Origin of the sequence: Bradyrhizobium sp. Ce-3 (genome assembly GCF_022835695.1) — a bacterium.
Taxonomy (GTDB): domain Bacteria; phylum Pseudomonadota; class Alphaproteobacteria; order Rhizobiales; family Xanthobacteraceae; genus Bradyrhizobium.
In genome coordinates, this window is the sequence record NZ_BQUV01000001.1 from 1,171,811 (window position 1) to 1,195,394 (window position 23,584).

The 23,584-nt window shown below is 64.6% G+C and carries 22 protein-coding genes and 1 pseudogene; 8 read left to right on the forward strand and 15 right to left on the reverse strand.

Translation table 11 applies throughout. The features are described from left to right. The first annotated feature begins 20 nt into the window (after nt 1–20). The 3 genes from BRSPCE3_RS05325 to BRSPCE3_RS05335 are packed head-to-tail and all read left to right on the forward strand — an operon-like array spanning nt 21 to nt 3,268. Nucleotides 21–1,343, forward strand: a complete 1,323-nt coding sequence (locus BRSPCE3_RS05325) for an MFS transporter (protein ID WP_244064650.1) — start codon at nt 21–23, stop codon at nt 1,341–1,343. Nucleotides 1,344–1,356: 13 nt separating this feature from the next. Beyond that, nucleotides 1,357–2,019 (forward strand): sulfite oxidase-like oxidoreductase, encoded by a 663-nt coding sequence (locus BRSPCE3_RS05330; RefSeq protein WP_244064651.1) that lies wholly within the window; start codon nt 1,357–1,359, stop codon nt 2,017–2,019. Nucleotides 2,020–2,047: 28 nt separating this feature from the next. Beyond that, nucleotides 2,048–3,268, forward strand: a complete 1,221-nt coding sequence (locus BRSPCE3_RS05335; protein ID WP_244064652.1) for a bifunctional alpha/beta hydrolase/OsmC family protein — start codon at nt 2,048–2,050, stop codon at nt 3,266–3,268. A 163-nt stretch (nt 3,269–3,431) separates the two neighbouring features. On the opposite strand, the gene BRSPCE3_RS05340 is transcribed toward BRSPCE3_RS05335, so the two are convergent. After that, the gene (locus BRSPCE3_RS05340; RefSeq protein WP_244064654.1) at nt 3,432–4,889 is read right to left on the reverse strand and encodes a PLP-dependent aminotransferase family protein; all 1,458 of its coding nucleotides are present in this window, start codon (nt 4,887–4,889) and stop codon (nt 3,432–3,434) included. An 89-nt stretch (nt 4,890–4,978) separates the two neighbouring features. Between BRSPCE3_RS05340 and BRSPCE3_RS05345 the strand changes: the two genes are divergently transcribed. Beyond that, nucleotides 4,979–5,878 carry a DMT family transporter gene (locus BRSPCE3_RS05345; protein WP_244064655.1) on the forward strand — a complete coding sequence of 300 codons (900 nt, stop codon included), beginning with the start codon at nt 4,979–4,981 and terminating at the stop codon, nt 5,876–5,878. A 292-nt stretch (nt 5,879–6,170) separates the two neighbouring features. Then, entirely contained in the window at nt 6,171–6,683 is a 513-nt protein-coding gene (locus BRSPCE3_RS05350; RefSeq protein ID WP_244064656.1) for a lipocalin-like domain-containing protein, read from the forward strand. Between the two features lie 116 nt (nt 6,684–6,799). Here the strand turns inward: BRSPCE3_RS05350 and BRSPCE3_RS05355 are convergent. After that, nucleotides 6,800–6,928 (reverse strand): annotated as a pseudogene (locus BRSPCE3_RS05355) (YeeE/YedE family protein); the annotation flags it as partial. A gap of 136 nt (nt 6,929–7,064) precedes the next feature. Between BRSPCE3_RS05355 and BRSPCE3_RS05360 the strand changes: the two are divergent. Beyond that, nucleotides 7,065–8,144 (forward strand): AraC family transcriptional regulator, encoded by a 1,080-nt coding sequence (locus tag BRSPCE3_RS05360; RefSeq protein WP_244064657.1) that lies wholly within the window; start codon nt 7,065–7,067, stop codon nt 8,142–8,144. A 124-nt stretch (nt 8,145–8,268) separates the two neighbouring features. Continuing rightward, complete coding sequence (locus BRSPCE3_RS05365; RefSeq protein WP_244064659.1) at nt 8,269–10,221, forward strand: serine hydrolase domain-containing protein; 1,953 nt, start codon at nt 8,269–8,271, stop codon at nt 10,219–10,221. 185 nt (nt 10,222–10,406) lie between these two features. Here BRSPCE3_RS05365 and BRSPCE3_RS05370 read toward each other — a convergent pair whose 3' ends face one another. Further along, entirely contained in the window at nt 10,407–11,378 is a 972-nt protein-coding gene (locus BRSPCE3_RS05370; protein WP_244064660.1) for an MBL fold metallo-hydrolase, read from the reverse strand. Between the two features lie 180 nt (nt 11,379–11,558). Between BRSPCE3_RS05370 and BRSPCE3_RS05375 the strand changes: the two genes are divergently transcribed. Then, nucleotides 11,559–12,044, forward strand: a complete 486-nt coding sequence (locus BRSPCE3_RS05375; protein WP_244064662.1) for a lipocalin-like domain-containing protein — start codon at nt 11,559–11,561, stop codon at nt 12,042–12,044. A gap of 124 nt (nt 12,045–12,168) precedes the next feature. Here BRSPCE3_RS05375 and BRSPCE3_RS05380 read toward each other — a convergent pair whose 3' ends face one another. From BRSPCE3_RS05380 to BRSPCE3_RS05435, 12 genes are all read right to left on the reverse strand, one after another. Beyond that, nucleotides 12,169–13,224: a YeeE/YedE family protein gene (locus tag BRSPCE3_RS05380; protein ID WP_244064663.1), complete on the reverse strand. Its 1,056-nt coding sequence runs from the start codon at nt 13,222–13,224 to the stop codon at nt 12,169–12,171. A 26-nt stretch (nt 13,225–13,250) separates the two neighbouring features. Continuing rightward, on the reverse strand, nt 13,251–14,270 hold the full coding sequence (locus BRSPCE3_RS05385) for a zinc-binding alcohol dehydrogenase family protein (RefSeq protein WP_244064664.1): 1,020 nt from the start codon (nt 14,268–14,270) through the stop codon (nt 13,251–13,253). Nucleotides 14,271–14,303: 33 nt separating this feature from the next. Continuing rightward, nucleotides 14,304–15,632: a phenylacetate--CoA ligase PaaK gene (gene paaK, locus BRSPCE3_RS05390; RefSeq protein ID WP_244064665.1), complete on the reverse strand. Its 1,329-nt coding sequence runs from the start codon at nt 15,630–15,632 to the stop codon at nt 14,304–14,306. A gap of 19 nt (nt 15,633–15,651) precedes the next feature. Further along, entirely contained in the window at nt 15,652–16,107 is a 456-nt protein-coding gene (gene paaI / locus BRSPCE3_RS05395) for a hydroxyphenylacetyl-CoA thioesterase PaaI (protein WP_244064666.1), read from the reverse strand. A gap of 94 nt (nt 16,108–16,201) precedes the next feature. Beyond that, nucleotides 16,202–17,278, reverse strand: a complete 1,077-nt coding sequence (gene paaE, locus BRSPCE3_RS05400) for a 1,2-phenylacetyl-CoA epoxidase subunit PaaE (RefSeq protein ID WP_244064667.1) — start codon at nt 17,276–17,278, stop codon at nt 16,202–16,204. Between the two features lie 2 nt (nt 17,279–17,280). Next, complete coding sequence (paaD, locus tag BRSPCE3_RS05405; RefSeq protein ID WP_244064669.1) at nt 17,281–17,784, reverse strand: 1,2-phenylacetyl-CoA epoxidase subunit PaaD; 504 nt, start codon at nt 17,782–17,784, stop codon at nt 17,281–17,283. Continuing rightward, nucleotides 17,778–18,554: a 1,2-phenylacetyl-CoA epoxidase subunit PaaC gene (paaC, locus tag BRSPCE3_RS05410; protein ID WP_244064670.1), complete on the reverse strand. Its 777-nt coding sequence runs from the start codon at nt 18,552–18,554 to the stop codon at nt 17,778–17,780. The genes paaD and paaC overlap by 7 nt, the downstream gene beginning before the upstream one ends. A 118-nt stretch (nt 18,555–18,672) precedes the next feature. Then, nucleotides 18,673–18,960 carry a 1,2-phenylacetyl-CoA epoxidase subunit PaaB gene (paaB, locus tag BRSPCE3_RS05415; protein WP_244064672.1) on the reverse strand — a complete coding sequence of 96 codons (288 nt, stop codon included), beginning with the start codon at nt 18,958–18,960 and terminating at the stop codon, nt 18,673–18,675. A 13-nt stretch (nt 18,961–18,973) separates the two neighbouring features. Next, nucleotides 18,974–19,966: a 1,2-phenylacetyl-CoA epoxidase subunit PaaA gene (paaA, locus tag BRSPCE3_RS05420; RefSeq protein WP_244064673.1), complete on the reverse strand. Its 993-nt coding sequence runs from the start codon at nt 19,964–19,966 to the stop codon at nt 18,974–18,976. 76 nt (nt 19,967–20,042) lie between these two features. Further along, complete coding sequence (gene paaX / locus BRSPCE3_RS05425; protein WP_244064674.1) at nt 20,043–20,912, reverse strand: phenylacetic acid degradation operon negative regulatory protein PaaX; 870 nt, start codon at nt 20,910–20,912, stop codon at nt 20,043–20,045. A 238-nt stretch (nt 20,913–21,150) separates the two neighbouring features. Continuing rightward, on the reverse strand, nt 21,151–21,921 hold the full coding sequence (locus tag BRSPCE3_RS05430; protein WP_244064675.1) for a triacylglycerol lipase: 771 nt from the start codon (nt 21,919–21,921) through the stop codon (nt 21,151–21,153). Nucleotides 21,922–22,117: 196 nt separating this feature from the next. Beyond that, nucleotides 22,118–23,401, reverse strand: a complete 1,284-nt coding sequence (locus tag BRSPCE3_RS05435) for a DUF445 domain-containing protein (RefSeq protein ID WP_244064676.1) — start codon at nt 23,399–23,401, stop codon at nt 22,118–22,120. Nucleotides 23,402–23,584 lie beyond the last annotated feature (183 nt).

Here is a 23,584-nt window from a genome sequence, read left to right on the forward strand (position 1 = left end):
CGAGTCCGGGAGGCTAGCTTATGACCGATCAAACCGCTCAACCCGCGAGCGATCATCTCGACATCCATGACGTCGAGCGGCGGGTGAAGGCGATCTTCATCGGCTCGGTCGGCAATCTCGTCGAGTGGTACGATTTCTACGCCTACACCGCGTTCGCACTGTATTTCGCGCCGGCGTTCTTCCCGCACAGCGATCCGGTGGTGCAGCAGCTCAATGCCGCGGTGCTGTTCGCCGCGACCTTCCTGATGCGGCCGCTCGGCGGCTGGTTGTTCGGATATATCGCCGACCGCTACGGCCGCCGGCTGTCGCTGACGCTATCCGTCGTCTGCATGTGCTTCGGCTCGCTGATCATCGCGGTGACGCCGACCTATGCCACGATCGGCATTGCCGCACCGGCGATCCTGGCACTGGCCCGCATCATCGAGGGCCTCAGCCTCGGCGGCGAATACGGCGCGAGCGCCACCTATCTCAGCGAGGTCGCCGACCCCAAGCATCGCGGCTTCTATTCGAGCTTCCAGTACGTCACGCTGATCGGCGGCCAGCTCACCGCGATCATCGTGCTGCTGTTGCTGCAGAAGGTGTTCCTGACCTCGGACGAGCTGAAGGCCTGGGGCTGGCGGATTCCGTTCGTGATCGGTGCCCTGCTCGCGATCTTCGCTGCGGTGATGCGGCGCGGCCTGCACGAGACCGAGGCGTTCGAGGAGGCCAAGAAGGTCTCCAAGCCGACCGGCTCGATCGTCGGCCTGCTGAACTACCCGCGCGAATTGCTGCTGGTGGTCGGCCTCACCGCCGGCGGCACCGCGGCGTTCTATACCTTCACGACCTACATGCAGACCTTCGTGAAGCTGTCGGTCGGGCTGACCGAGGACCAGACCACCTTCGTGATCTTCGGCTCGCTGATCTTCGCGACCATCCTGCAGCCGATCTATGGCGGGCTCTCCGACAAGATCGGCCGCAAGCCGCTGCTGATCTTCTTCGGCGTCGTCGGCACGATCGCCACGATCCCGATCCTGACCATGCTGAAGGAGACCAAGTCGCCCTTCATCGCCTTCCTCCTGATCTGCGGCGCCTGGATCTTCGTCGCCGGCTACACCTCGATCAACGCGATCGTGAAAGCCGAGCTGTTCCCGACCAATGTCCGCGCGCTCGGCGTCGGCCTGCCCTACGCCATCACGGTGTCGATCTTCGGCGGCACGGCGCCTGCGGTCGCGCTCTATTTCAAGAGCATCGGGCACGAGGACTGGTTCTACTATTATCTCAGCGGCATGATCTTCCTGTCGCTCCTGATCTACTCGACCATGCGCGACACCAAGCACGACTCCGCGATGCACCGCCACGAATGATGGCGCAACACCGATGACCGACGATCAGGAACCGCCCGAGAGCAAGCTGACGCGCAGCAAGCAGCGCTGGGCACGCGAGGGCAAATTCCTCACCGGCAAGATCACCCGGCCGGAGGAGCAACGCCTGCCGCCCGGCCAGCACCTGACCAAGGACTGGCCGGTGCTCGATCTCGGGCTGATGCCGAACGTCACGCGTGAGCGCTGGCGGCTCGACGTCTACGGCGCGGTCGAGCAGACGATCTATTGGGACTGGCCGCAATTCATGGCGCAGCCGCAGACTCAATTCGCCTCCGACATCCACTGCGTCACCACCTGGTCGCGCTACGACAACCAGTGGGAGGGGCTCGCGACCCGCGACCTGCTCGCCGCCTGCCAGCCGCGCGAGGACGCCCGCTTCGTCGCGCTGCATTCGTATGACGGCTATACGACGAACCTGCCGCTCGAGGATTTTGCCGCCGAGGACGCGCTGCTCGCCCATAGCTGGTCGGGCGCGCCGCTGGAGCAAGAGCATGGCGGCCCGGTGCGGCTGGTGGTGCCGCATCTGTATTTCTGGAAGAGCGCAAAGTGGCTGCAGCGCATCGAATTCCTGACCGAGGACGCGCCGGGCTTCTGGGAGGTCCGCGGCTATCACAATCGCGGTGATCCCTGGACCGAACAGCGCTATTCTGGCGACTGACAAACCAACCAGATGATGGAGCCTGGCCGTGCCGCACGAACGCTTTCAATTCACCGGTGTCGGCGGCCATCAGCTGGCCGCAGCACTTGATACGCCCGACGGGCCGATCAAGGCCTATGCGCTGTTCGCGCACTGCTTCACCTGCGGCAAGGACGTGCTGGCGGCCAAGCGCATCGCGGTCGCGCTCGCCGCCAAAGGCATCGCCACGCTGCGCTTCGACTTCACCGGCCTCGGCTCCAGCGAGGGCGATTTCGCCAATGCGACGTTCTCGTCGAACGTCGCCGATCTCGTCCGCGCCGCCGATCATCTGCGCGAGACCCGCAAGGCGCCGGCGATCCTGATCGGCCACAGCCTCGGCGGCGCCGCGATCCTCGCGGCAGCAGGCCAGATTCCCGAAGCGAAGGCGGTTGCGACCATCGCCGCGCCGTCCGATCCCGTTCATGTCACCCACTTCTTCAAGGACAAGATCGAGGACATCCGCGCACAGGGCGAAGGCGAGGTGTCGCTCGCCGGCCGTCCGTTCCGCATCAAGCGCGAGTTCCTCGACGACGTCGCCGAGCAGAATTTGATGGCGCAGGTCAAGCAGCTGCACAAGGCGCTGCTCGTGATGCATTCGCCGACCGACGACACCGTCGGCATCGACAACGCCACCAACATCTTCATCGCAGCCAAGCATCCGAAGAGCTTCGTCTCGCTTGCGAACGCAGACCATCTGCTGAGCGGCAAGCAGGATGCCGCCTATGTCGCCGACGTGATCGGCGCCTGGGCCGAGCGCTATGTCGATCTCGCGCCGCAGCCGGTGGCCGACACCGGCAGCGCGCCGCGCAACGTCGTGGTGCAGGAGACCCGCAACGGCAAGTTCCAGCAGATCGTCACCACAGGTCCGCACCGGCTGATCGCCGACGAACCGGTCAGCGTCGGCGGCGATGACACCGGCCCCGGACCATACGATTTCCTGCTCACCGGGCTCGGTGCCTGCACCTCGATGACGATGCGGATGTATGCCGACCGCAAGTCGCTGCCGGTCGATCGCATCACCGTGACGCTCCAGCACAACAAGATCTATGCGAAGGATTGCGAGGAGTGCGAGACGCGCGAGGGCATGCTCGACCAGATCGACCGCGTCATCAGGATCGAGGGCGACCTCGATGCCGATCAGCGCAAGCGGCTGATGGAGATCGCCGACAAATGCCCGGTGCACAAGACGCTGACCTCGGAGGTGCGGATCGTCACCAAGGCGGCGGATTAAGCCCTCGACGCGGCCGTCGCAGGGACGCGCTCGAGAAAAAATCGAAAACAACCCCATGCACAGTAGCCGGCGGCCGCCCGGCGTTCGACAAGGGCACTTGACACGTCGGGCAACTCAGGGATACATTTCCAATATTCCGAAATCGTGCAAGCACACCTCGCGCCTAGCCACGCCCGGCGCGCTTCCCGGTCAGGCAGTTCGCCATGATCCGCACCGCGGCGCCGATCTCGTTCTCGCGCCAGGCGGCGAAGCCGAGCAACAGGCCGTGGTCGCGCGGCCGCTCCACCGCAAGGCTCGACAGCGCGCGTAGCTCGACGCCGGCGGCCACCAGCCGCGTCACCGCGCTTTGATCCGCGACGCTGTTCCTGAAACGGGCGATCAGCTGCATGCCGCCCGGCGGGACCTCGGCCGCGAGCACCTCGCCGAGCTGCCGCGCCAGCGCCGCCGCGAGGTGGTCGCGGCGCGCGCGATAGATCCGCCGCATCCGTCTGACATGCGCCAGGAAATGCCCGTCAGCCATGAAGCCGGCCAGCGCCTCCTGGACCTGCACGGAGGCGATCAGCCCGAGATGGCGCTGCGCGATCTCCATGGTCCGCGCCAGTGAAGCCGGCACCACCAGATAGCCGATGCGGATATCGGCGGTCATCGCTTTTGCAAACGTGCCGAGATAGAGCACGCGGCCCTCGCGATCGAGCCCCTGCAGCGCCGGCATCGGCCGGCTGTCATAGTGAAACTCGCCGTCGTAATCGTCCTCGACGATCCAGGTCTTGCCGGGCTCGGCCGCCGCCAACAGTTCGGTGCGGCGCGCAACCGGCATCACCCGCCCGGTCGGGTGCTGATGCGACGGCGTGGTGAAGATCAGCTTCGGCGTGCGCGACGCGCGCGTGCGCATCATGCCCCATTGATCGAGCCTGATACCGACAACGTCGGCGCCGGCCGCGCGAAACGCCGCCGCGGCGCCGGGATAGCCGGGATCCTCGGTCCACACCGCATCGCCGGCCACGATGGTGGTCGCGGCGATCAAGGTCAGCGCCGCCTGCGCCGTCGGCAGGATCAGGATCTGATCGGCCTCGGCGCGCACGCCCCTGTTGACCTCGAGGTAGTCGCGCAAGGCCTCGCGCAGGCTCGGCCGGTTGACCACGGTCTGGTCGTTGAAGCGGCGGCGCAGCGCGCTGCGGCGCAGGCAGCGCGCCCAGATCTCGTGCGGAAACTCGCGCGCATCCGCAAGCCCGGGACGCAGCGGCCGGAAATCGGCCTGGTACGACAGCGGCCAATCGGCGCCGGAGAGCTGCAAGGCCCAGGGCGACAGCAGCGGCTTGCGCGCGGCATCGCGGCGTGGCGCCGGCGCGGCGCGGGCGAAGCGCGCCTCGATATCGTCTGACACCACCGGCCGCCGCCGCGCGGCGACGCGCAGATAGCCCTCGGCCGCGAGCTGCTCATAGGCATGCGTCACCGTGTTGCGCGACACATCGAGCTCAGCCGACAGGCTGCGGCTCGACGGCAGCACGGCCCCGCTCCGGATCCGGCCGCCGGTCATCAGCGCGCGCAACTGCTGGGTCAGCTGCGCGGCGAGCCCAGCATCATCCGACCGCTTCAGGTCGAGCAATTCGGCGAGGATCAATCTGGCCCCTTCATTCTGTTCAGTCTGGCTCTTTCGAGAGAGCCAGCGCGATCCTATTCACGAGAGGTATCGCCTGCAAGGATTCTGTCGTGAACCCATCGCTCTCCTCAGCCAAAGCCGCCGCTTTGTTCATCGTCGTGGTGCTGGCCTGGGGCATCAACTGGTCGGTGACGAAATCGCTGGTCGAGGCGGTGCCGCCGCTGTGGACCGCATCGATCCGCAGCTGGGTCGCCCTCGTCGCGCTGCTGGTGATCCTGCGCGCCAGCGGCAATCTGATCGTTCCCCGGATCGCCGACATCCCGGTCGTGCTCAGCGTGGCGCTGCTGCACATGACGTTCTTCTCGACACTGGTTGCCGCCGGCCTGCGCTATCTGCCGGCCAGCAAGGGCATCGTACTCGGCTACACCACGCCGCTCTGGGTCGCGCTGGCCGCCGGAGCGGCGCGAACCGAGCGGCTCGGCGCGCTGAAGCTGGTCGGCGTCGCGCTGGGGCTCGCCGGCCTCTGCGTGATCCTCAACCCGGCGTCACTGGACTGGAGCAACCTGCATGTCATCGCCGGCGCCGGCATGATCATCCTCGCCGCGATCTGCTGGGCCGCCAACATCATCTACATCCGTTCGCACCGCTGGATCGCGACGCCGCTGCAGTTGCTGCTGTGGCAAGTGCTGGTCGCAACGCTGGTGCTGACCACGACGGCGCTGGTCACCGAGGGCGTTCCCGCGGTGACATGGTCGCCGCACCTCGTGCTGCTGTTCCTCTATTCCGGCTTCATCGGCACCGCGCTGGCCTATTGGGCGATGTCCATGGTCAACAAGAGCCTGCCGGCGCTGACCACCTCGCTCGGCACGACGGGGACCCCGATCGTCGGCATCGTGACCGCCGCCCTGCTGCTGGGCGAGCCGATCGATCTGTCGCTGGCGATCGCTGCGGCGCTGATCGTCGGCGGCATCGCGCTGAGCGCGCTCGCGGACGCGCCGGCGCGGGCTTAGTCAGGGCCTGTATTGATGAATTCGTCACGTCCGCTTCGGCCACGGAAGCTGACGTCGAGACCGACGTCGCTGCATGTCGGCCTTGGGCCAGAAGCGGACGAATCTCCGTCGGCCAAAGTGATCAAATCGACGCAATCGCAATCCGCTCCTCGCCGGATCTAAACCAAAATAGTAGCCCCCTGTATGACCCGTTTGCCTTTGCACCCCAAACTGCAATCGCGATTTTTGGGATTGGTCGTAGCGCCACGCTCGCCTAACTTGACCAAAACTATTCCAGACAAAGGAGGCTCGGATGGACCGGCGAACTTTCCTGGTTTCTTCAGTCGGAGTTCTGGCTACCAGTTCCTCCGCGACAGCAGACCAGCTTTCGCTTCGCTCTCGATTAGTCGGGATTTGGTCGCTTACTGAAGCAGTTACGGTGAAGGGCGACGAGACTGTTCCCTGGTTTGGCCGGCATCCGCCCATCACCGGCATCCTTATCTATGGCGAAAACGGCTGGATGAGCGTGCAAATAGCAGGTGCACCGGCGGGTACGATTTCGCGCGCTGATTTCTATAAGCTCTCCGCTGCAGATCGTGCGGTTTGGTTTGATGAATACTACGCCTACTACGGCACGTTCGAGGTGGACGAAGTGGCACATGTCATCACACACCACATTGTTAGTTCTCTCCTGCCGTACGAAACGGCGACCATTCTGAAGCGTACCGTCTCCATAGATGGAGACATGGTGTCGCTACTGACCGCGGCTCGGGACGACGGTGGCAAAACATCCTTCAACCGGCTGGTTTGGAAGAAGGCTACTTGAGCCAAAGCGATTCAATTTCAATTCGCAGAGTCCGTTCAGGGCATGAGCCGCCGATAGCTACCGAACTGGGCAACTTCCGCTTTATGACTGGAAGCCGACGGTCATGAGTACACGCCCTAGGCCGTCGCGAGCGGCCTGACCCGCAAGGCGCCGCGCAGGCCGGCGCCGGTGCCGAGCATGATGCCGGCGATCGCGATGAAGGAGGACAGCGACAGCGTCGACAGTCCGGTCAGCCCCTGCCCGATCGGGGCTCTTTCAGTTCGTAGCCGCTTCGAGATTATCTGATGACTCGACATCAGTTGCGCCGAGGGCGTATGAGCGAGCCTGCGCGGCTCAGCAATGGCATTTGGAGTATTTCCGAGAGTGGGCACCAGCGGTTTGATGTCGATCGACCTCGGGTTACGAGGCGCCGTCGTGGCATTGTGCCTGCTGATCGCAGCTATGGCGCTGCGCGATCGCCGCGATAGCACGGCCGCACTGCTGGGCGCTGCGCTCGCAATCGGCGCCGCGGCTTCGATGGTCTGCACGGCGCCCACGTTCCCGCGGCCATTTGCGTGGTGGGGCCTGTTGATACTGGCGTTGTCCAGCGCGAACAGTGTCGTGTTCTGGCTATGGGCGCGTGCCGCCTTCGATGACGATTTCGTACCACGGCCTTGGCATGGCGTCTTGTGGGCGGCCGTCGCCGTCGCTCAGTGGCTGGACGCCAGCGGAGTCACAAGATCGGCGGCGCTCGAGGTTGCGATCGAACGCACGCTGTCGTTTGCCTCTCTCGGCCTGGCCCTGTTGGCGGTGGCGCAGACGCTCGTCACTTGGCCGGCGGACCTTGTGCAAGGCCGGCGTGGGCTCCGGCTGGTCGTCCTGATCGGCGCGTCGGCCCAAACCGTTCTCAACTCTTACTTGAGCTTCCTGGAGCAGCCCTCGCATCCCACTTTTTCCATGACCAGCGTCGCCAACGCCTTCGTTCTGTTCGCGTTAGCTGGTTTGAGCGCATGGCATCTGCTTGAGGCGGGGACGCGGAAAGGTTCGATCCTGCTGCCCGCCGCAAACGTCCCCTCCAGCGCGCCAGCCAAGGCGCCTGACGCAACGATTGAACCGGCTCTCCTGCGCCGGTTGGAACAGCTCATGACCGTCGAGCGCATCTACCGGCGTGAGGGGTTGACCATCAAATTGCTATCCGTCGAGCTCGGCGTGCCGGAGTATCGGTTGCGGCAACTGATCAACGAGGGCCTCGGTTATCGCAATTTCAATGCGTTCCTCAATCATTACCGGATCGGGGAAGCCAAGGCAGCGCTGGTCGACCCTGAACAAGTGGAAGTCCCGGTGCTGACAATTGCCATGGACACAGGTTTCCAGTCGATCGGGCCGTTCAACCGCGCCTTCAAGGCGGCGACCAATTTGACCCCAACCGAATTCCGCCGTCTCTCGATGGCGGGAAATGCAGCCCGTGGCACGACCAATTGAAGAATCGGCCAGTCGTTGAGAAATCGGCCAGCCAAACTGCGGGAATCGGCGAGAAAGGATCGAAAACGTTTGACAGACTGATGGGGATCCTTCCTCGCAATGAGCTGCGACAACGGGGTTCCCCATGCGAAATCAGCGGTTTGTCGTTCTATTGGCCGCGCTGGCAGCGCTTACACTCTGTCCGGCAGGGGCGGCGCTTGCCGACGATTTGCAGACCGTCGGTGACCCGGACAGTCTCGGTTTTTCGCCTCGGCGGCTGGCGCGCATGACCTCCTGGTTCGAAGCGCAGAGCGAAAAAGGCGATCCTACCGGTTTTGTCGTGGGGATCGCTCGGGGCGGCAAGCTCGCCTATTTGCAAGCCACCGGTTTCGAGGACCAGGACAAGAAAACGCCGATGCGGCAGGATTCGATCTTTCGCATCGGATCGATGTCCAAGCAAATCACCAGCGTCGCCACCATGATGCTGGTCGATGACGGCAAGCTCGACCTTGATGCTCCCGTGGCCCAGTATCTGCCGGAGCTCAGGGATATGCAGGTCGTCAAAAAGGAGCCGGTCACCGGGGATCCGATCCTCTCGGATGTTGCGCAGAATATTTTTGAACCGGCGAAGCGTGCGATGACGATCCGGGACCTGCTGCGCAATACGTCCGGCCTCGTTTATGCTTCGCCGGACTACGCCGATCCCGGATTTGAGAATGCCGCGATTCACGTACTGTACGGCGCCAGGGCGCCGTTCCGGCGCGACAAGCCTATCGCGGACTTCGTCGCGAGCCTCGGCGCGCTGCCGCTTCTGCACCAGCCGGGCGAAGTCTGGGAATATGCCATCGGCTACGACGTACTCGGCCGCGTCATTGAAGTCGTGTCGGGACAGCCCTTCGATCAGTTTCTGCAAAGCCGCCTCTTCGCGCCGCTGCATATGGCCGATAGCGGCTTCTCGGTACCGCAGGACAAGCTTGCCCGTCTCGTCGCCGTGCCGGGGCCGCAGCCCCAACCCCCTTTCGCGAATGGCGACGTCGGCAAGCCGCAGACGTTCTTCTCGGGCGGCGGAGGAATCGTTTCCACGGTCCCCGACTTCCTGCGCTTCTGCCAGATGCTGCTCAATGGCGGCGAGCTTGGCGGCGTGCGCATCCTTAAACCTGAAACGGTCCGGCTGATGACGACGAATTCATTGCCGCCCGACATGCATCTTGCAGGACACGAAGTCGGTCCAGCATTTGGCACCGGATGGGGGCTCGGCTTCGCTGTTCGCACCAATCCGGATTTCAGCCTGATTCCCGGCGCGGTCGGCAGCTTCAACTGGCAAGGAAGCTGGGGCACATTTTTCTCGGTTGATCCGGTGCAGAAGCTGATTTTGGTGATGATGATGCAGCGGAGCGAGCACAGCGAGAACGGTTTCTATTTCAATGCCATCCGGCGTCTGCCATACACCGCGTTGAAGGTTCCTGAAGCTCCCGTCGCGTCGGGGCGAGGAAATGCCGAAGACCTCGCTGAATATGTCGGACGCTACGATTTCGGCGGCTCCACAAGTTCGCTGGACCGGCAGGCCTTCGTCGCCGACGGGAATGGCTGGACCGGGCTTGAGTCCGTTGTCGCGGAGGCCGGCGGCCTCAGAGTGATCAAATTGGTCGACGCGGGCCCTGCCGCCAAGGCAGGCGTCATGGCGGGAGATCTCATCGCCGCGGTCGGCGACAGCTCTATCAGGGGCCTGACCCTGGAAGCGGCCTTCCGCCGGATTTCAGGTCCGGTCAACGCCGCGATCAAGCTCAAAATCTTCCGCCAAGACCAAGGCAATCCAATCGTTGTCACCTTCACCCGACAGGCTGTCCCTTCGCACAGCGTCCAGCTCCGAATTCGTGTCGCAGATGGCAAGCTGGTCGTTGAAGCAACAGGCGGCTGGTCGATCCTTGATTTTGACAGGGGCCAACCGACGCCCGTGGTGGTTCGCTCAAAGGATGAATTCCAGGTCGAGAGTGGCGATCACACGCGGATCGCCTTCGTCAGAGACGCAACCGGCAAAGTCGACGGCGCGGTTCTCAATCCGGGACCATGGGAGCAACGCGGCGTACTCGCACAATAAGGCACACTGACAGCTGATGAAATTGGGGGAGCTTGCGTTGCGCGAACATCAGGTGTCCGGCGGCCCGAGATGGTGGCGGTCTCGACTTCCGCTCAGGGTCATCAGCCGCCGATAACTACCGAACCGTTCGCCCGCTACCGGCTGCAGTCGTCGTCGCATAGCGATGGCTTAGTGCCACCGGGATGTCACCCCTTGGCTGTGAATACGTAGCCGTTGCCATCCTTGGCAAGCGTGCCGACGTTCGGCATCAGCCAGTGAGTACCCGAAATGGTGAGCTTGTCGGCGACCGCGCGATCGAAGATCTTCCTTCGCGTTTCCACCGCCATTTGTGGATCCTGATCGATTGAGAGCTGCCACTCGGGATTTGTTGCAATGTGGGGCGCAAGATTGACCACGTCGGCGCTGATCAGGAACTGCTCGCCGCCGGAAGCGACCAGATGCGCGACCATTCCCGGGCTATGGCCGGGCACCTCAATTGCGTGCACGCCAGGCAGGAGTTCGGGTTCTCCCTCAAAGGTCCTGACGTTTTTCCAAGTCGCCACAGTAGCCTGAATGCGCCGCGCGAGGCCCTTGCGCGTCGGTCCAAGATCGAGCGACTCGACCCCCGGGCGCGTCCACCATTTCAATTCCGCAGCGGGCACCACGATGTCGGCGTCCGGGAAGACCTGTGCATTGCTCTCATTGTTCATGAGCCCATAAATGTGGTCGCCATGAAGATGGGAAATGAGGATCGTCTTTACGGCCTTTGGGTCGAGACCCGCCGCGACCATGCTCTCGAATAGCCGGCCGTTCCCCTCGCCATAGATCGGATGACCGCCCGTGCCCGAGTCGATCAGGACCACTTGATCGCGCAGCTTGAGCGCCATGACGATAAACCGCACGGGCGCCTGATTTTCGGGAAAACCGGCACCACGCAACACGGTCTTCACCTGTTCGGCGCTGACATTCCTGACCATACCGTCGCGCAGCGGCGCGTTCCGCATGCCATCGATCAGAGAGAAGACCTCAATGTCGCCGACCTTGTACCTGCGGAACGGTTGCGTGCGGGACTCCTGAGCGTAAGCCGCGTCGACAAAGGTGATCGGCTTATCGAGTCCGAATGCGGCGCAAGCACCTGCCGCGCCAAGTGTCAGGTCGCGGCGCGAGATATCGAACATCGCTCGCTACTCCTCGATGGATGATCAGCATATCAACGAGAACGTGCGCTGCACAAGGCGGTTTCGGCGCATCAGACATCAGGCGGGCCGCGGCTACACTCGCCCGAAGGGTACCGCGGGTTTTGTGGGTTTCGGCTAATCTGCCAAAGTTGAGCACGATCTACTTTTCAGGAGGACAACGTGGTGCGTCTCCTTGCCTTGGCCCTTGCCGCCTATTGCTATCTGCAGCCTGCGCTGGTTCTCGCGGACGATGGAGCGAGGCAACTCGCGGGTAGCTGGAAACTGACGGCTTGGACCATTCAAATTATCGGCGGCGAGCTCACGGAACCGATGGGTCACGATCCGAAAGGCCGGGCAGTGTTTACGCCAGACGGGCACGTCGCGTTCATCATTGCCGCGGCAAATCGCAAGCCGGCGGCCAACGATGCGGAGTCGGCAGCCCTGCTCAAGAGTCTTCTTGCCTACACCGGAAATTTCACAATAGAGGGCGACAGGCTTACGACCAAGGTCGACATTTCGTGGAATGAGCTTCTGACGGGCCAAGACCAAGTGAGATTCTTCAAACTCGAAGGGGACAAGCTGCGGATTAGAACGGCTGAACAATCCAGCGCCGTCTATCCGGGCAAGAAAGTCGTCGGAACTTTAGACTGGGAACGCGAGCGCTAAGGTGGGGAGGTCGATGTTGCGAGTCCGCTTTGGGTCACAACTGGCAAGGCTCGGATCGAGCTTATGATGTCTGCTTTGCGTCCAAAGGCCGACATCTGCGCGTTAATGAGTCCACGCCCTAGTTTCAGGCCGTCGCGAGCGGCCTGACCCGCAAGGCGCCGCGCAGGCCGGCGCCGGTGCCGAGCATGATGCCGGCGATCGCGACGAAGGACGACAGCGACAGCGTCGACAGGCCGGTCAGCCCCTGCCCGACCGAGCAGCCGAACGCCATCACGCCGCCGGCGCCCATCAGCGCGGCACCGCCGGCCGAGCGCAGCATGTGCTGCGGCGAACGGTAGCCTTCGAGCTCGAAGCGCCCGGTGGCAAGCGCCGTGACCAGGCTGCCGGCGAACACGCCGAACACGGTGACGATGCCGAAATTGAGCGTCGAGCCGGTCGACAGCATGACGTATTGCAGGGCGTCGGCGATCGGCGCGATGAAGGTCAGCGACGTCACCGGCACCGGGTTGAAATCATCGGCGCCGAGATAGCCGGTCGCGTACCAGCCGCCCGCCACCAGCAGCCCGACGATCAGGCCGGCCGCGATCTGGCCGGGCGATTTTCGGAACGGCGCATGGGCAAAGGCGAAGATGATCAGGACGGCCGCGAGCACCGAGGCCGCCAGCATCCGCGCCGGCACCGCGCCGAGGCCGGCACTCGCCAGCAGCGCCGGCGCCGAAGTGGCCGACACCGTGGCCTGCGAGGCCTGCACCATTGCGATCCGCACCGGTGCGATCAGGCCCTTCAGCGTCATCTCGGCGAAGATGCCGAGCACGATCACGACCACGAAGGACCGCAGGTTTCCGCGCCCGAGCAGCACCAGCGCCCGCGAGCCGCAGCCGTTCGACAGCACCATGCCGTAACCGAACAACAGCCCGCCGAGGAACATCACCGGCGCCGAGAACGACGGCTGCAGATAGATCGACTTGTTGAGATCGACGAGGCCGGCCGCCGCGAGCAGCTGCGTGGCCGCGATCGCAACCCCCATCGCCAGCGCATAGGTGCGCCCCAGGCGGCCATCGCCCTCCGCCCACCAGCCGCGCAGGCCGCTCATCATGCAGAAGCCGCTGAGCAAGCCGACCGAGCCATAGATCAGGCCGATGACGAGAGCGGCGAGGATGACGATCGTGGCGGAGTCCATGCTGTTCTCTCGATGTTAGTCCATCATCACGGTCGCAGGATCACGCGGTCGCGCGACGAGCCTGCCACGGCAACGAACGCCGCCTTGGCCTGCTGCAGCGGATAGATCGCGCCCGGCTTGATCGGAAACGGCTTCAGATGTCCGCTGGCAAAGCCCGGCGCGAGCGCGCGCAACACCTCGCCGGTCGCGACCGACGACAGCGCCAGCGTGTCGATGCCGACATAGGTGTGCTGGCCGCGGTAGAATTCGAGGATGTTGAACTGCACGATACGGTCGACCGCCGCGATCAGGATCTGCCGGCCGCGCAGCGCCAGCGATCTGTGCGCGGCCTGGAAATAGGGATCGCCGACGGTGTTGTAGACGATGTCGGCACCCTTGCCGCCGGTCAGCTCGCGTACCCGCTCCGCGACGTCGGTGGCGGAGGCATCGATCACCTCGACCGGTGAATTGCTGTGGCCCTCATAGGGCTCGCGCTTGCGCACCACGCCGATCACGCGCGCGCCGTGCCAGCTTGCGATCTGCACCGCGGCCTGGCCGACCTTGCCGTTGACGCCCATCACCAGCACGGTCTCGCCCGCCTTCGGAACGCCGGCGCGGCGCAGGCCCTCCATCGCGGTGACGAAGGGCACGCCGATCCCGGCGGCTTCGTCCCAGGACATGCCGGCAGGCTTTTCCACCACCGCATCGGCCTCGACCACCAGATGCGAGGCATGGGTGCCGTCGCGGCGGATGCCGAGGTCGCCGGACGAGCCGAACACCTCGCGCCCGATCAAGCCCGAAGGGCCGTCGATCACGATGCCGGCATAGTCGCGGCCCGAGGTGCGCGGGAACACGGCATAGGGCATCAGCCCGGTCGCGGCCTTGACGTCGGACGGATTGACTGCCGCCGCCTTCACTTCGATCAGGACGTCGTTGTGGCCGCGTGAAAGCGCATGGGTCTCGACCACAGGCGCCACCGCCGCCGCATTCTCCGCCTTCGCCAACAGGCGGACGCAACGGGCGTCGACCGCCACGGCTCGCGCGTCAGGTTCAGAAGAAACCGGCATCAAGCCTCACCCCGCTCTGTTGATGAGCAGGAGTTACCCCTTCGGTCGCTTGTCGTAAACCCGTTTCGCCTTGCCGAGCGAACGTTCCAGCGTCTCGGGGGCGACGACGCGGACGCGGGTCGAGATGCCGATCGTGTTCTTGATGAAGGCGGACACCTTCTCGGCGTGCGCGACGAGCCCCGCGCCGTCCCAGCTCTCGGGCCGGGCTTCGGCGAGCACCGTCATCTCGTCCATGCGGCCCTCGCGGGTCAGTTCTATAACAAAATGGCCGCCGCACCAGTCGGTCGCCAGCAGCGCTTCCTCGATCTGGGTCGGGAATACGTTGACGCCGCGCAGGATGATCATGTCGTCGGAGCGGCCGGTCACCTTCTCCATCCGCCGCATGCCGGGCCGCGCCGTGCCCGGCAGCAGCCGCGTCAGGTCGCGGGTGCGGTAGCGGATGATCGGAAAGCCTTCCTTGGTCAGCGAGGTGAATACCAGCTCGCCCTTTTCGCCGTCGCCCAGCACCTTGCCGGTCAGGGGATCGATCACCTCGGGGTAGAAATGATCCTCCCAGATGTGCAGGCCGTCCTTGGTCTCCACGCATTCCTGCGCGACGCCGGGTCCGATCACCTCCGACAGGCCATAGATGTCGGTGGCGTCCATGTCGAAGGCCTGCTCGATCTCTACGCGCATCGCGTTGGTCCAGGGCTCGGCGCCGAAGATGCCGAACTTCAGCGACGATTTGCGCGGGTCGAGGCCCTGCCGCTTGAACTCGTCGAGGATCGCCAGCATGTAGCTCGGCGTCACCGTGATGATGTCGGGCCGAAAATCGTTGATGATCTGCACCTGCCGTTCGGTCATGCCGCCGGAGATCGGGATCACCGTGCAGCCGAGCCGCTCGGCGCCGTAATGCGCGCCGAGGCCGCCGGTGAACAGGCCGTAGCCATAGGCATTGTGCATCAGCATGCCGCTGCGGCCGCCGGCGGCGCGGATCGAGCGCGCCATCACGTCCGCCCAGGTGTCGATGTCTCCCTTGGTGTAGCCGACCACGATCGGCTTGCCGGTCGTGCCCGACGAAGCATGGACGCGGACCAGCTGCTCGCGCGGCACCGCGAACATGTTGAAGGGATAGTTGTCCCGGAGATCGGTCTTCACCGTGAACGGAAACTTGGCGAGGTCGGAGAGCTGCCTGAAGTCTGTGGGATGCACGCCCGCGGCGTCGAAGCTCTTTTTGTAGTGCGCGACATTGTCATAGGCGTGCTTGAGCGACCAGGCGAGACGCCCGGTCTGCAGCGCCATGATCTCGTCGCGCGAGGCGCGCTCGGCCGCATCGAGCTCGGCGCGATAACCGCTGTCCTTGACCTTCGTTGCCGTTGCCATCGACGTTTCCCCTGAAGCCTTATGCCTTGGTGTCGGTGCCGGGCAGCCAGCTGCCCGGTATCACGCGCGAATTGCCGCGGAATTCAGCGATCACGCTGTCGCCGGCGGTGACCCGCACGTCGTAGATTCCCGAGCGGCCGCTGCGCGAGATCTCGCGCGCGCTCGCCACCAGCCGGTCGCCGAGCTTGCCGGGCCGGATGAAGGTGATGTTGCCCTGCGCCGCCACCGCGCGATCGTTACGGCTGTTGCAGGCAAAGGCGAAGGCCGAATCCGCCAGCGTGAAGATGTAGCCGCCATGGCAGATGCGCTGGCCGTTGACCATGTGCGGCTGCACCGTCATCGCCATCGTCGCCTGCCCCGGCTTGATCTCGACCAGCTCCATGCCGAGACCCTTGCTGGCGTCGTCTTCCTTCCACATCGCATCCGCGCAGGCGCGGGCGACATCCTCGGGCGATAGCGTGGCCTTCAAATTCACATCGAACTCCCTGTGCGCGGGCCCGTTGTGGAGGGCCTCTTGGTGTCACATCAGTGTTTGGCGCGACACCTTGGGTGTCAACACACGAGTAGAATTAGACGTGGTCGTAGTCGACCACGACCTTCTCCGAGCACGGCTTGGCCTGACAGGTGAGGATGAACCCCGCCTTCAGCTCCCACGGCTCCAGCGAATAATTCAAATCCATCGGCGCCTCGCCTTCGACCAGCTTGGCGCGGCAGGTCGAGCACATGCCGCCCTTGCAGGCGAAAGGCAGGTCCATGCCGGCGCGCAGCGCGGCGTCGAGGATCGACTCGCCGTCGGCGACCGGGACCTCGCGGCGCTTGCCGTCGATGATCAGGGAAGCCGTCGCCTTCGGCGGCGCACCGGCGGGCACGACGACCTTCGGGCGCGGCTTGCCGCCGAATTCCGAGACGAAGCGCTCGACATGGATGCGCTCGTCGGCGATGCCGATCTCGCGGCAGGTCGCCTCGATGGTTTCGCTCATCGCGGCCGGGCCGCAGACGAAGACGTGGTCGACGGTCGCGGCCGGCACCAGCGAGCGCAGCAGCACGCGTACTTTCTCGCCGTCGAGCCGGCCGTGCAGGATCGGGATGTCCTGCTCCTCGCCCGAGATGACGTGGAATACCGAGAGCCGCTGCATGAAGCGGTCCTTCAGCTCCTCCAGCGCTTCGCGGAACATGACGCCTTCGGTCGAGCGGTTGCCGTAGAACAGGAAGAAGCGGCTGTCCGGCTCGCGCGCCAGCACGCCCTTGACGATCGAGAGGATCGGCGTGATGCCGCTGCCGGCGGCGAAGCCGACATAGGTCCGCGCCTCGCCGGGCGCATGCGCGACTCCGAAACGGCCGGTCGGCGTCATCACGTCGAGCTCGTCCCCGGTCTTCAGCTCGTCGGCCGCCCAGTTCGAGAATGCACCGCCATTGACCTTCTTCACCGCGATACGCAGCTCGCCGTCGTCGGGACCCGAGCAGATCGAATAGGAGCGGCGGACCTCTTCGCCGTCCATCGTGGTGCGCAGCGTCAGATACTGGCCGGGCGTGAAGCTGTAGTCGCCTTGCAAATCGTCGGGGATCGCGAAAGTCATCGAGATCGCGTCCGACGCCTCGCGGCGCAGATCGCTGACGGACAGACGGTGGAAGCGCGGTGTCGACATGGTCAATGACACTTGAAGTAATCGAAGGGTTCTCGGCAGCTCTTGCAACGCCACAGCGCCTTGCAGGAGGTCGAGCCGAATTCCGAGAGCAACTCGGTATCAACCGAGTTACATTGCGGACACGCGACCGCCTGTTCGCCGAACAGCGCGCGGCGCGACGAGCCGGGCTGCGGCGGCGCGATGCCGTATTCCCTGAGCTTGCGGCGGCCGTCCTCGCTCATCCAGTCGGTGGTCCAGGCCGGCGACAGCACGGTGCGGACCTTCGGCCGGTGAATGCCTTCGCGCTCCAGCGCGAGCTCGATCTCGAGCGCGATCATGTTCATCGCCGGGCAGCCGGAATAGGTCGGCGTGATCGCGACCTCGACATGGCCGTCATGGACCGCGACATCGCGCAGCACGCCGAGATCGGCGATGGTGAGAACGGGGATTTCGGGATCGACCACCTGCGCGGCGGCGCTCCAGGCGCGCCGGCGCAGATCGGCGTCGCTGAGGGCAACCGTCACCATGTGGCCCCCGGGAAGGTTCGCTGCAGGGACTGCAATTCGCTGAGGAGATGCCCGAGATGCTCGCTGTGGCTGCCGACGCGACCACCCTGCTGCATCCAGTCGTTGGCAGGCAGCGACAGCGTCGCCTCGTTGACGATGCCGGTCACGGTCTTCAGCCAGCGCGGCTGCAGCGTCGCCGGGTCGATCGCGATGCCGGCGTCGATCAAGCCACGCTCGGCGTCGTCGACCGAAAACATCTCGCCGGTATAGGCCCAGATGTCGTCGATCGCATTCTGGGCGCGGCGATGACTTTCCTCGGTGCCGTCGCCGAGGCGGACGATCCATTCCGACGAATGCCTGACATGATAGGCGCTCTCCTTCTCCGATTTCGCCGCGATCGCGGCCAGCGTCGGATCGGAGGAGGCCATCATCGCGCGCCAGTAGAGATCGGCGAATGCCGCGTAGAAGAACTGCCGCACCATGGTGCGGGCAAAGTCGCCGTTCGGCTGCTCGACCAGCAGCAGATTGCGGTACTGCCTGACGTCGCGCAGATAGGCGAACTTGTCCTCGTCGTTGCCCCTGCCTTCGACCTTGGCCGCGTAGCTGTAGAGCTCGCGGGCCTGGCCGAGCAGGTCGAGGCCCATATTGGCGAGCGCCATGTCCTCTTCCATCGCCGGCGCATGGCCGCACCATTCGGACAGCCGATGGCCGAGGATCAGCGCATCGTCGGCGCGGCGCAGCGCGTAGAGCACCAGCGGCGTTTCGGAGACTTCGATGTTGGCGGTTGCCATCTATTCAACTCGCTGTTCGGCCGTCATTGCGAGCGAAGCGAAGCAATCCATGCTTGCTTCCTGCTTTGCGGCCCGATGGATTGCTTCGCTTCGCTCGCAATGACGAGCGCAAGTGCAGTCACATATGCCCGACTTCGTCGGGGACGTCGTAGAACGTCGGGTGGCGGTAGATCTTGGATTCTGCCGGCTCGAACATCATGCCCTTCTCGGACGGATCGGACGCGGTGATCGCGTTCGACGGCACCACCCAGATCGACAGCCCCTCGCCGCGGCGGGTGTAGATGTCGCGCGCGGCTTGCAAAGCGAGCGTCGGGTCCGCCGCGTGCAGCGAGCCGACATGCTTGTGCGCAAGCCCGTTGCGGCTGCGGATGAAGACTTCCCAGAGCGGAACGTTCGGCGTGGCCATCTCCAGCGCTCCCTTATTCGGCGGCTTGCGCGAGCTGGCGGCGCTTGCGCTTCTCGGCATAGGCCGCAGCCGCCTCGCGCACCCAGGCGCCCTCCTCATGTGCCTTGCGGCGCGCGGCGAGGCGGTCGCGGTTGCACGGGCCGTTGCCGGCCAGCACCTGCTTGAATTCATTCCAGTCGATCGGGCTGTGCACCCAATTGCCGTTCTCGTTCTGCTTCATGCCGGGATCGGGAATCGTGAGCCCGAGAAACTCGGCCTGCGGCACGGTGGCGTCGATGAACTTCTGGCGCAGCTCGTCGTTGGAGAAGCGCTTGATCTTCCATTTGGTCGAGGTGTCGCTGTGCTGGCTGATCTGGTCGGGCGGACCGAACATCATCAGCACCGGCCACCACCAGCGATCGAGTGCGTTCTGCGCCATCGCCTTCTGTTCCGCGGTGCCGCGGCACAGTGTCACCATGATCTCGAAACCCTGGCGCTGGTGGAACGACTCCTCCTTGCAGACGCGAATCATCGCGCGCGCATAGGGGCCGTAGGAACAACGACAGAGCGGGATCTGGTTCATGATCGCGGCGCCGTCGACCAGCCAGCCGACGGTGCCGATGTCGGCCCAGGTCAGCGTCGGGTAATTGAAGATCGAGGAATATTTCGCCTTGCCCGAGAGCATGCCGTCGACAAGCTCCTCGCGCGAGGTGCCGAGCGTCTCGGCAGCGGCATAGAGATAGAGCCCGTGGCCGCATTCGTCCTGCACCTTGGCGAGCAGCGCGGCCTTGCGGCGCAGCGACGGCGCGCGGGTGATCCAGTTGCCCTCGGGCAGCATGCCGACGATTTCGGAATGGGCGTGCTGGGAGATCTGCCGGGTCAGCGTCTTGCGATAGGCGGCGGGCATCCAGTCGTTCGGCTCGATGCGCTCGTCGGCATCGATGCGGGCCTGGAACTGACTGGCACGGGCAACATCCTCGACGCCGCGTTCGTCGCCGTCGGATGAGTTGAGCGCCTGCGTATACATGGCCGACCTCCCGGTGTGTTGTTAGGCAAGAATATATAACACAATTTTCTAAATGCAAGATGTTTTTGTAATATATTCAGACGCCCTCGAACCGGCGCGCCACCGCCCCGTTGGGCTTCGGCAGCGCCCCGTCCTCGTTGGTTGCGTGGTCGTCAAGCCATTGTTCCGACGCAGGAAGCAGCCCGCGATAGATCTCGCCGCAGAGTTTACGCGCGGCCCTGCCCGGCCAGTCCTCCGGCAACAGCTGATAGGGCAGCAGCGGATCGCGCAGCACCACCCTGCGGTAATGGTGGATCAGCAGGATGCGCGCGGTGAAGGCGTCGGCGTCGCTCAGCTTCTCGCCGCGCACGATCCAGCCGTGCAGCGGCTCGAACGTCTTCATGAATTTCAGATAGGCATCCGCGGTGCGATCGAGCGGCCAGCTCTCGCTGAGCAGCCTGCGCCCGCTGTCATCCTCCGCGGAGACTTCGAGACGGATCGCGCGCGCGGCCTCATCGGGGATCGGCACGCCTGATGGCGCCACCCACACGCCGGGCAGCGGGCTGCCGAAGCCGGCATTCTTCAGCGCCTCGCGCGCGGCGTCGCGATCCTCGGCGTTGCCGATCAGGAGCAACTCGAAGCGGCCGGTCCAGTCCGACGGCGGCGGATCGTAGATGTGCCGGGTCGCGGTGTCGAAGGTCTGCCGGCCCTTCGCATTCAAGCGATAAAAACTGTTGCGGCCGACCTTGCTGCGTTCGAGCCAGCCGTCGGCGGCGAGCCGCGACATCGCGGTGCGCACCACGTTGCCGTCGATGTCGAGCGACCTGAAGAATTCGAGCAGCGTGCCGAGCCACACCGCGCCGCCGCGCGGCACGATCGAGTCACCGAACACGGTGATGATGATCGAGCCGGTGCGTGACGGCTCGCGCTTCAGTTGATCGACGATACGGGCAAGCGGCTGTGGCATGCCTCAACGCATAGCGCGTTTTGTCGAGGAACGACAATGACACTGCAAACGTAGCCCGGATGGAGCGCAGCGAAATCCGGGGTGTTCCGCGGCGAGGTCGGTCCCGGATTGCGCTACGCTTCATCCGGGCTACGCAAATGCGGTGAGAGACGACTCGTGCAGACTCCCCCTCAGCCGGATCGCATCTGTGATGCGCTCCGGCCTCTCCCCGCAAGCGGGGCGAGGCAAGAAGAAAACGTCAGCGGTTGGGATCCGGATAGACGAAGCTGCGCCAGCCGCTGCGATCGAACGGCGCCCACTCGCCTTCCTTCTGCGCGAGACGATCGGCGACCGCGTAGACCACGGCCGGGTGATGGCCCATGCCGCAATGGCTGCTCTCGACCTCGATGCTGTCGGTCATCGACGAGGCCTGCTCGCGGCAACCCTGCCAGGCGCAGACGCCGTCGGTGCGGCTGAAGATCGCGGTGGTCGGCACCGGCGGCGCACTGGCGAGCGAGCCGCCGAAACGGGAATCCTCTTCATCGGCACGGCGGCCGCTGGCCATCTCGTAGACGCGCCAGGCGTTGGTCGACTTCGGACCCGCGGCGAACGGGCTGCCGAGCGTGATCACCTGGCGCACGCGTTCCGGCATCATCTTGGCGAGCTGGCGGGCATAGAGGCCACCGAGGCTCCAGCCAATCACCGAGACCTTGCGGCCGGTGGTCTCGTTCATCTCCTGCAGCAGGTCGATCATGCCGTCCTGCACACCGGCGCGAAGCCCGAGGTTGCGGCCCTGGCGCCAGCCGCTGACCGCGTAGCCCTTGCTCTTCAGGAAGTCGCGCAGCGGACGCGTCGACATGTCGGAGGCGATCAATCCTGGCAGCACCAGCACCGGGTGCCCGTCGCCGCGCGGCGCGAGGCTCAGCAGCGGCAATGCGCCAAGGAAGGCACCGAGCTCGTGAATGGCGCGGCCTTCCAGGAACATCAGCGTCCTGGACGGCGGGCGTAGCGTCTGCGCAGCAACGGACATTTCAACTCCTCTTCCGGCGCCGTCATGACGGCCGGCAATGGGATCATCGGGAATGGGTCAACAGGATTGACGCAAACCCGGCGGAATCGTTCCGCAACGCAACAATCAACCTCGAAAAGCTAGGGAACCGATCACTTTCGCGCAAGCGGTCCAGGTCACACTTGCCACAACTAATGTGATCGCCGTGCTCAATCGGTCACAGCCACCGCAGCGCATATTCCAGCGTGTAAAGCGCGAGCCCGGCAAGCCCGCCGATCAGCGAGCCGTTGAAGCGGATGTATTGCAGGTCCTTGCCGACATTGACCTCGAGAAGGGAGATCAGTTGCTCCATGTCCCAGCTCTTCATCTGGTCGGCGATGAAAGTCGAGACGCCGCTCTTCTGCTCGGCGACGACCGAACGCAGGATCGCAACCAGGCCCTGGTTGATTTCACCGCGCAAGTCGGCGTCGCCGTCGAGCGCGTCGCCGGCCTCGACGAACATTCGTGCCAGCTGATGCTGCAGCACCTGCGACTCGCCCGATGCGCTGCGGTCGATGAAATCCTTGACGTTGGCCCAGATGGTGCGGCCGAGATTGGCGAGCTCCGGCCGCGCCATCAGATCGCGCTTGAGACCGTCGATGCGATCGGCAAATGCCTTGTCGCTGCCAAGCCGGTCGACGAACGACAGCAGCATGCGGTCGAACTCGCCGCGGAACGGATGCTGCGGATCGTTGCGCACCTCCTCGAAGAATTTCGTCGCCGAGGCGATGATCCGGTTCACCACGAACTTGTCGGCGCGATATAGCCGCAGCAAGGTCGGCATCTCGGCGCGGACCTTGTCGCGGATCACGGCCATGGTCTCCTGCTGCGTCAGGGTCTGGTGCAGCACGCGCAGGATGTCGTCGAGCAGGCCGCCATGCCTGCCCTCCTGCACGAAGCCGCGCAGCGCGCCGGCCGCGAGCGGCGCGAGATCGATCGAGAGCACCTGCGTCGTGACGCGGCGGCTGATGAACTGCATCAAGCCCGAGCTCTCTGTCGCGGCGAACGCTTCAGGCAGCATCCGCAGCACGAAGCGGGCGAGATCCTCGGAGCGCTTGCGGTCGCGCAGCCAGTCGGCGATGAAGCTGCCGAAATCGATCTCGCGCAGCTTGGCCTCGACCGGGCCGGATTCCAGGAAATTGTTCTCGATGAACTCGCCGAGCTTCTCTGCGATGCGCGACTGATTGCTCTGGATGATCGCGGTGTGCGGGATCGGCAGGCCGAGCGGCCGCTTGAACAGCGCGACGACGGCATACCAGTCGGCGAGCCCGCCGATGGTCGCGGCCTCGGCAAAGGCCGCGATGAAGCCGAACACGGGGTGCACCGGCAGCAGCGCCTTCGCTGCGACGAAGATGATGAAGGTCGCCGCCAGCACGCCGGTCGCCAGCCACTTCACGCGCCGCAGCTCGGCCGCGCGTTCGACGTCGACTGGCGTTGCGATGAGGGCGGCGGGAAGGGTCATGACGGCTTTCGAATGTATGCTAGTTCGCCTCCGCTCGCACCTCCGGCGACAAAGGCGAAGCCTTTGCGCAAGGGTGACGGAATTGGCTTACTCAGCTTGCTCGGTGTCATCACCCGCGCATGCGGGTGATCCGGTATTCCAGAGACGGTCGTGCTTGAGCCGATAGGCCGCGGCGTACTGGGT

Coding starts and splice junctions, on each gene's coding strand:
- BRSPCE3_RS05325 (WP_244064650.1), top strand. CDS start 21: ATGACCGATCAAACCGCTCAACCCGCGAGCGATCATCTCGACATCCAT.
- BRSPCE3_RS05330 (WP_244064651.1), top strand. CDS start 1,357: ATGACCGACGATCAGGAACCGCCCGAGAGCAAGCTGACGCGCAGCAAG.
- BRSPCE3_RS05350 (WP_244064656.1), top strand. CDS start 6,171: ATGGACCGGCGAACTTTCCTGGTTTCTTCAGTCGGAGTTCTGGCTACC.
- BRSPCE3_RS05360 (WP_244064657.1), top strand. CDS start 7,065: ATGTCGATCGACCTCGGGTTACGAGGCGCCGTCGTGGCATTGTGCCTG.
- BRSPCE3_RS05365 (WP_244064659.1), top strand. CDS start 8,269: ATGCGAAATCAGCGGTTTGTCGTTCTATTGGCCGCGCTGGCAGCGCTT.
- BRSPCE3_RS05370 (WP_244064660.1), bottom strand. CDS start 11,378: ATGTTCGATATCTCGCGCCGCGACCTGACACTTGGCGCGGCAGGTGCT.
- BRSPCE3_RS05380 (WP_244064663.1), bottom strand. CDS start 13,224: ATGGACTCCGCCACGATCGTCATCCTCGCCGCTCTCGTCATCGGCCTG.
- BRSPCE3_RS05385 (WP_244064664.1), bottom strand. CDS start 14,270: ATGCCGGTTTCTTCTGAACCTGACGCGCGAGCCGTGGCGGTCGACGCC.
- paaK (WP_244064665.1), bottom strand. CDS start 15,632: ATGGCAACGGCAACGAAGGTCAAGGACAGCGGTTATCGCGCCGAGCTC.
- paaE (WP_244064667.1), bottom strand. CDS start 17,278: ATGTCGACACCGCGCTTCCACCGTCTGTCCGTCAGCGATCTGCGCCGC.
- paaD (WP_244064669.1), bottom strand. CDS start 17,784: ATGGTGACGGTTGCCCTCAGCGACGCCGATCTGCGCCGGCGCGCCTGG.
- paaC (WP_244064670.1), bottom strand. CDS start 18,554: ATGGCAACCGCCAACATCGAAGTCTCCGAAACGCCGCTGGTGCTCTAC.
- paaB (WP_244064672.1), bottom strand. CDS start 18,960: ATGGCCACGCCGAACGTTCCGCTCTGGGAAGTCTTCATCCGCAGCCGC.
- paaA (WP_244064673.1), bottom strand. CDS start 19,966: ATGTATACGCAGGCGCTCAACTCATCCGACGGCGACGAACGCGGCGTC.
- paaX (WP_244064674.1), bottom strand. CDS start 20,912: ATGCCACAGCCGCTTGCCCGTATCGTCGATCAACTGAAGCGCGAGCCG.
- BRSPCE3_RS05430 (WP_244064675.1), bottom strand. CDS start 21,921: ATGTCCGTTGCTGCGCAGACGCTACGCCCGCCGTCCAGGACGCTGATG.
- BRSPCE3_RS05435 (WP_244064676.1), bottom strand. CDS start 23,401: ATGACCCTTCCCGCCGCCCTCATCGCAACGCCAGTCGACGTCGAACGC.